General features: G+C 34.4%; 9 protein-coding genes and 1 pseudogene. 1 reads left to right on the forward strand and 9 read right to left on the reverse strand.

Translation table 11 applies throughout. The features are described 5' to 3' along the window. The first annotated feature begins 159 nt into the window (after nt 1–159). On the forward strand, nt 160–1,161 hold the full coding sequence (locus tag CO726_RS27550; protein ID WP_099686377.1) for a S66 family peptidase: 1,002 nt from the start codon (nt 160–162) through the stop codon (nt 1,159–1,161). 143 nt (nt 1,162–1,304) lie between these two features. On the opposite strand, the gene CO726_RS27555 is transcribed toward CO726_RS27550, so the two are convergent. The 9 genes and pseudogenes from CO726_RS27555 to CO726_RS27595 all read right to left on the reverse strand — a co-directional run bounded on the left by CO726_RS27555 (nt 1,305) and on the right by CO726_RS27595 (nt 10,914). Beyond that, nucleotides 1,305–1,751, reverse strand: a complete 447-nt coding sequence (locus CO726_RS27555) for a DUF6376 family protein (RefSeq protein ID WP_099686378.1) — start codon at nt 1,749–1,751, stop codon at nt 1,305–1,307. Nucleotides 1,752–1,841: 90 nt separating this feature from the next. Continuing rightward, on the reverse strand, nt 1,842–2,063 hold the full coding sequence (locus tag CO726_RS27560; RefSeq protein ID WP_063224199.1) for a hypothetical protein: 222 nt from the start codon (nt 2,061–2,063) through the stop codon (nt 1,842–1,844). A 130-nt stretch (nt 2,064–2,193) separates the two neighbouring features. Then, nucleotides 2,194–2,481, reverse strand: a pseudogene (locus CO726_RS27565) (glycosyltransferase family 2 protein); the annotation flags it as partial. 347 nt (nt 2,482–2,828) lie between these two features. After that, nucleotides 2,829–4,553: a thiol reductant ABC exporter subunit CydC gene (gene cydC, locus CO726_RS27570; protein ID WP_099686379.1), complete on the reverse strand. Its 1,725-nt coding sequence runs from the start codon at nt 4,551–4,553 to the stop codon at nt 2,829–2,831. A gap of 2 nt (nt 4,554–4,555) precedes the next feature. Continuing rightward, a complete protein-coding gene (cydD, locus tag CO726_RS27575; protein WP_099686380.1) occupies nt 4,556–6,271 on the reverse strand; it encodes a thiol reductant ABC exporter subunit CydD in 1,716 nt (571 codons plus the stop codon). Continuing rightward, the gene (gene cydB, locus CO726_RS27580) at nt 6,271–7,287 is read right to left on the reverse strand and encodes a cytochrome d ubiquinol oxidase subunit II (protein WP_099686381.1); all 1,017 of its coding nucleotides are present in this window, start codon (nt 7,285–7,287) and stop codon (nt 6,271–6,273) included. The genes cydD and cydB overlap by 1 nt, the downstream gene beginning before the upstream one ends. Then, nucleotides 7,274–8,677, reverse strand: a complete 1,404-nt coding sequence (gene cydA / locus CO726_RS27585; protein ID WP_099686382.1) for a cytochrome ubiquinol oxidase subunit I — start codon at nt 8,675–8,677, stop codon at nt 7,274–7,276. Before cydA ends, cydB begins: the two co-directional genes overlap by 14 nt. A 617-nt stretch (nt 8,678–9,294) precedes the next feature. Then, nucleotides 9,295–10,350 carry an LLM class flavin-dependent oxidoreductase gene (locus CO726_RS27590; protein WP_099686383.1) on the reverse strand — a complete coding sequence of 352 codons (1,056 nt, stop codon included), beginning with the start codon at nt 10,348–10,350 and terminating at the stop codon, nt 9,295–9,297. 120 nt (nt 10,351–10,470) lie between these two features. After that, a complete protein-coding gene (locus tag CO726_RS27595) occupies nt 10,471–10,914 on the reverse strand; it encodes a MarR family winged helix-turn-helix transcriptional regulator (RefSeq protein WP_001205523.1) in 444 nt (147 codons plus the stop codon). Between the last annotated feature and the right edge of the window lie 287 nt (nt 10,915–11,201).

The raw sequence follows: 11,201 nt of genomic DNA on the forward strand, positions 1-11,201 counted from the left end.
CACTCACATTTAACCATAACAATAATTACTTTATATCGTCAAGGCAAAAAGCATATTTATTCATCTAATACATTTATGTTACACTTAAAATAACGAAATATAAGAATATTCAATGATAAATTATCGTAAATTAACTATTTAATAGAAAGGATTCTTACCATGCTACTTCCAAAATCATTAAAATACGGAGACACTATCGGCATTTATTCGCCCTCTTCACCAGCAACCCACACTTCTCCAAATAGATTTGAACGGGCGAAATCTTACTTACAACAGAAAGGATTTCACATATTAGAAGGTTCACTAACAGGTCGATATGATTATTATCGATCTGGCAGTATACGAGAGCGTGCTGAGGAACTGAACGCTTTAATAAGAAATCCTAGTGTATCTTGTATTATGTCAACAATTGGCGGTATGAATTCTAATTCATTATTACCTTATATTGATTATGATGCTTTTCAAAACAACCCTAAAATAATGATTGGCTATTCAGATACAACAGCTTTATTACTAGGGATCTATGCAAAAACAGGAATTCCTACATTTTACGGTCCGGCGCTCGTTCCCTCCTTTGGAGAATTTGAGCCTTTTGTAGATTATACATACAAATATTTTTCAGAAACATTACTGCATGATCAAGTGCTTCCTTACAACATAGAACAACCTTTATTTTGGTCAGATGAATTTATTAATTGGGAAGAGAAAACAAAAGAAAAAGAACTTAGACAAAATAATTGGATTTCTGTAACAAACGGACAAGCTACTGGACGTGTTATTGGCGGCAACTTAAATACAATACAAGGAATTTTGGGCAGCCCTTATATGCCATGTATTCAAGAAGGCGATATTCTATTTATTGAGGATAGCTCAAAAGATGCAGCTACTATTGAAAGAAGCTTTTCATTACTTAAGGTTAACGGTGTATTTGATAAAGTTTCAGGTATTATTCTTGGAAAACATGAGCAATTTGATGATTGTGGTACAAATCGCAAGCCTTACGAAATATTATTAGAAGTACTGCATAACCAAAGAATCCCTTTACTAGCTGACTTTGATTGTTGTCATACCCATCCGATGATCACTATGCCTATAGGTGTTCAAGTGAACATGGATGCAACTAATAAAACAATACATATTTTAGAAAAATGGAAGATATAAAGTGAAACTTTAATCAGCCCTCACCAATTGGGCTGCCCGGCAAATAGCTGAATAAAAAACGCTTATATTATAGAAAGAAAACATAATGGACTTTTCCATTAGAAAACATAAAAAAGCTCCGTTATTACAACCGGAGCTTTTCATTATTGCCCTAAATTTTGTATCTTATCTTTCAAATCTCGAACTTGATCTACCGTTTGCATAAGCTCAGAGTTTTTAAATTGCTCTACATCCACTTTCCCTTCTTCTATCTTCGTCATCGCCGTATCAATTAATGTATTTAACTTTTCGTTATATCCGACGATTTGCTGATGAAGATCTTTTGCTACATCAGGTGGCGTTAATTCATTGAAAGCTGGTATACCTTGCTTAATTTCACTAAGCTTCGTTTCTAATTCTTTGCGAGCTTCGCTATCATTAACGGCCTTTTCAGCTAAAGCTGGTGCATCATTTGCAAATGCACTTATTTCATTTACATAGTCTGTCGCTTTTTGCGCATAATTTAGGGAGTTCTTCCCTTCCTCTACTAGTGAACATCCCATTAAACCAATTGCAACTATAAATACTAATAAAATTGATTTTATTTTCATTTTAGACTCCCTTCATCTTTATAACTGTCTGTAATTTTCTCTATCATAACTTCTAGCGAAATTACTTATAACCTTTTTTCCAATAGCTATTCACCCTCTTACATGCCCGATTACCGTTACAACATCTATTTCTATATGTACGCTAATAATATCTTCAATTATATCCATATATCCTTGTCCTATAGCTGTTCCATAGTGTAATGTAAGCCCCTTCTTTTCATACACTGACTTTGGCACTGAAAAAATAAATCTCCTTAAGTTTCTCTCATCAGCTGGTTCCATGATTAAAACAATCCCATCTTCATCAAACATATACGCTCGCCCTCCAACTTTACATTCACTATGGCTCAGTATTGCCTTTGTCCACTAAATTTAAAACCTAAAAATAAGTTATACGCTTCTCTATAATTAAAAATAAGAAGCATTCATTCTTTTTTTAGAAGTTTGACTCGTTAAATAACATAAGTGCATTTTCGAATTGTCCAAGGGTTAACCTATTTTTTATATAAATAATATTCGAATGATTACACATATATTTTTGTATAACCTTTTCTGTTTCGTCATTCTTACTATCATCCCCAATGATGATTTCTATATTAGAATATATTTGTTCTAACACACTACATAATGCTTTTTCAAAGTATCATGGACGATTATAAGTAGGGATTAATACACTTACCAACGGAATTTGATCTATCGCCTCTTCACTTTTTTCAAAATGATTTCTCATCTTATTCCTCCACCTTTTCGCATATTATTTATATACGCGACACAAAGTCACATAACCAAAATCATATGGAACCTTTATACTTTTATGCAAGTCTGTAATAAAATAGCCTATTTTTTACTCCTATATATAAACATTCAATAATACAGTCCATTGATTAGCTGTTTATTATTCATATGATTACTATCATAAAATAATGTAGAGCCAAATACAGTGAAACTTTAATTAGAGGGGCTTACCACCCGCAAATGGCAGGATAAATCTATACCTTAAAAAGAATATATATTTCTTAACAAAAAAATAGCTCCACCATTAGGCGTAGCTATTTTTACAACGAATACTAAATGAAACTACATTCCTTTATCTAACTCATACAACTTACGATACTTCTCATTTTCTTTCAGAAGTTGTTCATGACTACCTTGCATCACAATTTGACCACAATCAAGGAATATAACTTCATCTACATGTTCAATTCCTACAAGATGGTGTGTAATCCAAATAACAGTCTTTTCTTCTGTTGCAGAAAACATTGTTTCTATTAAAGATAGTTCTGTCTTTGGATCTAAGCCGATCGTAGGTTCATCCAGTACAATTATCGGAGCCTCTTGCATTAGCGTTCTAGCGAAAGCAACCCGTTGTCTTTCTCCACCAGAAAACCTTTTTCCCATTTCATGCATTTTTGTTTGTAATCCATCCGGAAGAGAAGCGATATGCGAAGCTAATTGTGCTTTCTCTAAAGCTTTCCATATCTCTTCATCCGTAGCCTCTGGTTTGCCGATTCGCACATTATTTCCAATGGTCGTATCGAATAAATGTGGCTTTTGATTTAATACAGAAATATATTTTGATAAAAGGTTGGTGTGAGCATGTTCACTATTCAATAAAACTTCACCATGCAACGGATTTAGCGCACCTGTTAACAATTTTAACAAAGTAGATTTCCCTGTTCCGCTTCTTCCTAAAATGGCGATTTTCTTTCCTGCCTTTATTTGTAGTGATACTTCTTTCAATACAAGTTCATTACTATCTGGATAACTAAACGATACATTATTTAATTCAATGTCTATATGTTTTGATGTAACATAATCTTTATCTCCATGTAATTCCTTTTCCACCTGTAAAACATCCTTACCTTCTACTTGATTTAGACGGTGAACGGATTCTACATATGATGGAATTCGATCGATGGCATCTGAAAGAGGAATTAACGCGTTTGTGACAGATAACGTCATTAAGACGAAAGCCGCAATAACGGTAGGTGCAATCTGTTCACTTGCCGTCTCATTTCCAGTCCATATGATCATTGAAATAACTACAATCCCCACTACTAATTGAATGATACTGTCCCGAATATGCTTCCAGCGCTTCATTCTTTTTTCCGTTTTTAACAACTGAGCATTTTGCTCTACATACTTATCAATGAATTCATCTTTTCTACCACTTGCTTGCCAATCAGATAATCCAAAAACAGCGTCTGTTAGTTGTTGATACAAACGGTTTCTTCCTTGCTTTAAAGTAACATGATGTTGCTTCATTAAAAGTAATGATACAAACGGAAGAAGAAAGACGATAATTGCTAGCATACACCCTGCAACAAGTGCAAACACTACGTCGAATGCACCGATAACAAGTACGAATATGCTATATACAACTAATGCTAATATGCTAGGAAATATTGTACGTAAATATAGGTTTTGCAAATACTCTATATCTTCGGATAATACACCTAACATATCGCCCGTTTGGAATCGTGAACGGAAAAATAACGCCTGAGGCTCTACTATTCTATATAGTTTCGTTCTCATCTTTTCTAATATACGTAGTACGACATCGTGTCCAACTAAACGCTCTAAATAATGAAATACTGCTTGTCCTATACTAAACGCACGTGTTGCAACGATAGGAACGTATACAGCCATTACATTTTCTGGTCTAAGAGCAGATTTAGAGATTAAATAACCTGAAATGAAAAGTAACATCGCACCTGAACTAACTCCAAGAAGACCGAGGAAAATAGTTAATGTCATTCTACCTTTATTTTGCTGTATATAAGGTTTAATCCAGTTACTCATCTCTATCCCCTCTCTTTCCTGTGAAAATGTAATGCCTCATTCTTTAAAAGTTCTTCATATGTTCCACTTTCTATCATTTTCCCTTTATTTAAAATAAGAATATGATCCATCTGTTTCATCCAGTGAAGACGATGTGTTGCAAGAAATACTAACTTACCTTCAAACAGACGTAACATTGCTTTCTTTATTTCAAATTCAGTTTCAATATCAAGATGTGCCGTAGGCTCGTCTAATAAAATAATTGGCTTTTTACTTAAAAGTGCACGCGCCATAGCGACACGTTGTTCTTGTCCGCCACTAAGCATACGTCCACCTTCTCCAATTCTTTCGTACATTCCATTCGGAAGCGATGTAACGAGTGAAAGAAGACCGACTTCATTAATAACTCTTTCCACTTCTTCATCAGTTGTATTTGTTTCATAGAAACAAATGTTATCTTTTAATGAAAGCGGGAAAATATAAGGTTGCTGCGGAATATAAGCAATATTCTTTTGCCACTCTTCACGAGTAGACCCGTTAATTTCCATACCATTTACTATCATCTTTCCACCCGAAGGAGTTAAAAATCCTGCTAATACGTCGATTAACGTCGATTTCCCTGCCCCACTTTCACCAATTACACCTATAGCGCCGTTTCCATTCCAAGTAAAATCAATTCCCTCTAATATAGCTTTTTCAGATTCATCATTCTTTACTTTTACATCTTGTAATTTCAAGTTACTAGAGGAATTCCATATTATATCTACATTAGATTCTTTCTTTCCTATTTTTTTTTGTTGCTGTAAAATCTCTTCTATTTGCTCCATTGCAAGTTGTCCATCTAACGTCGCATGATAATTTGCTCCAACTTGTTTAATCGGCAAGAAATATTCCGGAGCTAATATTAAAATCGTAAGGGCTGGCAATAGTACAATTGTCCCATCTATTAAACGTATCCCTAATCCGACTGCCACAAATGCGATTGATAAACTCGTAAAGAAATCTAATGCAAAAGAAGAAAGAAAAGCAACTCGCAAAGTACGCATCGTTGCTTTTCTATATCTTTTACTTACTTTTTCAATCTTTCCTTCGTGTTGTTTACTTTGACCTAAATACTTTAATGTTTCTAATCCTTTTAACGTATCTACAAAATGATTAGAAAGAACACGGTATGTCTCATACTGACTATCCGCCATTTTCTGCGCTGCTAATCCTAGTAGGATCATAAATATAATTACGATAGGAATCGTTACAACTAAAATGATTCCAGACTCAATATCTAGCGTAAAAACATATAGTACAATTAGTCCCGGTACGATACTACTTCTAATCATTTTAGGAATTGTTAATTCAATATATGTTTTAAATTTCTCAACACCCTCTATCGATAAGGTAACCAGATGACCTGTTCCAGCAGTTTGAACATACCGTGGACCTAATGTGAAATACGCCTCTATTAATTGTTTTCTCAGTAGCGATCCTGTTTTTTCAGCGAAACGTTCCACTAATATTTGCGATATTCGAACTAGCATGTGACGTACTGCAAACGTGATTCCGAAATAAACCGTTTCATTTAACACAGATTGCACTGTGTCTCCCTGAAATAAAAACGTAATAGCCCGCGCTAAAAACACTGTTTGTGCAATAATACTAATTGCTTCTAAAATGCTAATGATTGTTAACACTACATATAAAACTCGGCTACCAGGATACGACGGAAGTCCTCTTTTTCTTTTCATTAGTACTCCAAATCTTTATCTGACTTAACAGGTTGTCTAAACACATAGAAACTCCATATTTGACTTCCCAAAACAAATGGCAATATAGCAATTGAAAAATACGTCATCAGTTTTAGTGCATAATCTCCTGATGCTGCATTATAAATTGTTAAATCGTATATTGACCCTAACGAACTAATTAAGACACGCGGGAACATGCCGGCAAACACACTCGCACTTAGTAAAATGATTGTTAAACTCGTCATAACGAAAGCCCAACCATCTCTTCTTCTTTTATTTAATAATGTTGACGCGCATAATGCTACAAAAGCTCCAATCGGAACCATAATCCACTCTATACCATGACCAGTGAAAATATCTGTTTTCCATAACCCTATACCGGCAAAAATAAGAAGTGCTATTATCGTAAGTGGTGCAATTTTCAACGCAGCAATACGTGCACGTTCTCTTAACTTACCTGTTGTACGTATAGTAAGGAATTGTAATCCGTGAACAATACATAGCAGAAGGAACATAACTCCTCCAAGTAATGCAAATGGATGAAGTAATTGTAAGAATCCACCTACAGCATTTTTCGTCTCATCTATTGGAATACCTACCATAAAGTTAGCAATGGCAACTCCCCAAAGGATAGGCGGTAGTAAACTTCCTAAAAACATACCCCAATCCCAAAAACCTTTCCATTTATGATTATCTATTTTCGCACGGAATTTAAAGGAAACACCTCTTATAATTAAAGCAAGAAGCATAAATACAAACGGAATGTAAAACCCGCTAAATAACGTTGCATACCAGTGCGGAAATGCCGCGAACATAGCACCACCAGCACAAACAAGCCATACTTCATTCGCGTGCCAAAATGGACCAATTGTATTTAAATATATTCTTTTCTCTAAATCGTTTTCCCCTAAAAACCTTGAAACTATACCTACACCGAAATCGAAACCTTCAAGTACAAAGAAGCCTACGAATAAAATTGCAATAATGATAAACCACAACTCATTAAGAGATAACATACTCTTCCTCCTTATCAAATGGATCATGGCTTTGAGAATCCTGTTTCGTTTTCTTATTCTCATGTCCTTTAATGATACGAACGAATAAGTAAATAGTAATTCCACCTATAATTAAATATAGTGATGTGAATGAAACTAAAGAGAATAACACTTCTCCGAACGTAACATTTGGAGATACAGCATCTTCCGTTTTCATAACACCGAAAACTACCCAAGGCTGACGTCCCATTTCAGTCATAATCCATCCTACTGTATTACCGATAAACGGTAGTGAAATTGCATACACCATTAATTTTAAATACCAAGTTTTTTCAGCTAATCGATCTTTTTTTGATAAGAACCATCCGTACGCTCCTAGAAGAAGCATAAATGTTCCACTCATTACCATCGCTCTAAAACTCCAGAACATAGTGTGTACTGGTGGAATATAATCTCCAGGCCCATATTTTTCTTCATATTGCTTTTGAATTTGATTCATCCCTTCTACTTGACCGCTAAATTTATCATATGATAATAGACTTAGCATATAAGGGATTTGAATTTCAAACGAATTTTCTTTCTTCTCTGCATCAATTTTCGCAAATACTGTAAATGGCGCTGGATCCTCACTCGTATTCCATAACGCTTCAGCTGCTGCCATTTTCATTGGGTGTGTCTTAATTAATTGTTGTGCTTGCGCATGACCGAAGAATAATACTAGCGCAGTTGTAAGTGTTCCAACAATGATAGAAATGCGGAACGATTTTTTAAACACTTCAGTTTCTTGCGCTTTCGTTATTTTCCATGCACTCACACCTGCAATAAAGAATGCCCCAGTGGCAATCGCCGCTGTAATTGTATGCGGGAATTGCACCCATAATTGTGGGTTTTGAATAATGGCTAAGAAATCATTCATTTGTGCACGTCCATCTGCTGCCATTTCATATCCTACTGGCGATTGCATAAATGCACTTGCAGTTAAAATCCAAAATGCTGATAACATTGTTCCAATTGATAGGAGCCAAATACATAATAGATGAATTCGCTTCGGTAATTTATCCTCACCGAATACCCATAACCCTAGGAATGTAGACTCAATGAAAAATGCTAATAACCCTTCAATCGCAAGTGATGGACCAAACACATCACCTACGAAACGTGAATAGGTTGACCAGTTCATACCAAACTGGAATTCTTGTAGAATACCAGTTACTACACCTACCGCAAAGTTAACAAGGAATATTTGTGTCCAAAACTTCGTCATCTTCTTATAAATTTCTTGCCCCTTTACCACATATAACGTTTGCATTAACGCAATGATAAAAGCTAAACCAATAGACAGTGGAACAAAAAAGTAATGGAAAATCGTTGTTGATGCGAATTGTATTCGTGCCAATTCGAGCGTTTCCATACTACAATCACTTCCTTCATAATTTTTTATATCGTAATTTCGATTGAATTGTATTAATAAAACAACTCAAAGCTTAGAAATATAGAAAGATAAATTCGTTTATGTACTTTTAGAAAATATAAATTTTCAGTTTTCAAGATAATTACAAAAGAACTTTCTCATAAAATTTACCTTTTCACTATTTCAGTAGTGTTTTATCCGTTAATCGAATTGTATAATATACCTGCATAGTAAATTCAGCTGATTTTTGACGTATTATTGACATCATTTTGTCTGAAATATGTCTTTTGTCATTTTTTTGAATTAGATTTTTCTCATTAATAAAATGTATTTTTTTAATATAAGACTTACTTTCATATCAATAAAATAATCGTTTTTCTCTTCATACGCTTGACTTTTACGTAAAAAAATGTCCTCTGAAGCAACAGATAAATTAGTTAGTTTTTTGTCAAGAGAAAAATATATTTTTAAAATTCAAACACAAAATAATGTTATTCAAAAATAGAAAATCCCCTCCCACTCCCTATACTAAAAATTCATTTTTTTGTCATTTTTTCAAACTAAATTCATACATAAAAAAATACCGAGAATCGATTAGACTCTCGGTATTTTTCAAATTATTTTGCTGTATGTTTTCTAACAGTCGGTAAAATTTCAGTAGCAATTAATTCGATGTTTTTCTCAATTTTATTAAGTGGTATACCACCAAAATCAATTTGTGCCATAAAACGTTGTTGCCCAAATAATTCATATTGGTAAAGCATTTTTTCAATAATTTGTTGCGGGCTACCAACCATTAATGCGTCACGGTAATCTACTGCATTTGTAAATTGTTGCTTCGGATACCCACCACCGCGTATTGTAAGCATACCAGCATTAATATGGGGATAGTATTCACTAAATGCATCTTGTGAATTTTTTGCTGTATAAAATAAACTTGTAGTTGCAACTGGTAAGCTTGCTGGGTCAAATCCACTTTGCGCGGCTGCCTCGCGGTATGCATCTACTGATCCTTTAAAATTAATAGCTGGGCCACCTAGTGTTGTTATCATCATTGGTACACCCGCGCGTCCCGCTTTAATCGCACTAGCAGGTGGGCCACCAACTGCACGCCAAATTGGTAAGTTATTATTTTTAGCTCTTGGAATAACCGATGCATGTGCAAGCGGTGCTCTAAACTGTCCATTCCATGTTACATGTTCCTCTTTATTAATTTTTAATAAAAGATCCATCTTCTCTTCAAATAATTCTTCATAATCATTCACATCATAACCAAGTAAACTATATCCTCCAATACGCGATCCACGACCAGCCACGATTTCTGCACGTCCATTAGAAATCAAGTCAATTGTAGCAAAGTCCTCATATACTCGTACCGGATCAGAAGTACTTACTATCGTTGCTGAACTTGCAATTTTTATATTTTTCGTAGCTTGTGCAATAGCTCCTAAAATAACTGTATGAGCTTGCGTTGTAAAATGCGTTTGATGACTTTCACCGACAGCAAATACATCAAGTCCAGCTTCATCCGCTAACTTTGCTGTTTCAATTAATTCATGAATTCTTTGTTCTGCACTAATTTTCTCTCCATTATGTGGATTTAAAACATGATCCCCAATCGAATATAATCCAAACTCCATTCCTTTACTTGTATCCATACGGTATTTTTCCATAGATGCTCTCTCCTTTAATAAAGTGGTATTAGTTTCTCTTCTAAAAACGTTGGCAAATCTAGTGTTTCTCCCTAATAGCTACAACGTCACTTGATTAGTCAATTGATATTGTAAAAAAAATTACTCTTGCGGTAATTCTTTTTTTTCACTATGCTTATGAACTTTCGTCATCAGTTCGTATAATATTTTCTGCTCTTCTTCATTTAATACATCATCAAAAAACGAAGATTGAAATGCAAGTTGCTCTGGCAACGCTCTCTCTAAAGCTGCTTCTCCTTGCTCTGTCAGACTAATTGTTTTCGTTTTCCAATCTTGTTTTCGTACAATATATCCTTCTTTTTCAAGACGAGTTAACATTCGAGAAATACCGCCTTGTGTAACAGTTACCTTTTCTGCTAACTCCATTTGTGTTAGTGGTTGATACGTACGTATTTGCAAAAGCACATCAAATTGAGCTGTCGTTAAATCAAAACGTTTTAAAAACTCATTTGACATCTGATTACTTTGGTTCGTAAATCGTATTAAACGTAACCATATTAATGATCCTATCGTATTATCACGCATGTTTAATCACTTCCTATCGTGAATCTCACTATCACTTTACTACGCAAGTGATAAAAAAGCAAGAGAAAAAGTGAAAAATACCTCATTAGAGTATTGCATAAATAACGATAAGAAAGAATTCATGTTTAAATGAATTCTTTCTTATCGTTATTCAGAGTGTTGAAAAACAACTCTGTCAATACAATTTTTAAATAAAACACTTTAAAAATGTCTCCTTTTCTAGAAGAATAAAAAGAAAGGAGGCGTTTTTATGTTTTATAATCAACAAAATCTTGAGATTACACAAA

Source organism: Bacillus fungorum (assembly GCF_002746455.1).
Lineage (GTDB): Bacteria > Bacillota > Bacilli > Bacillales > Bacillaceae_G > Bacillus_A > Bacillus_A fungorum.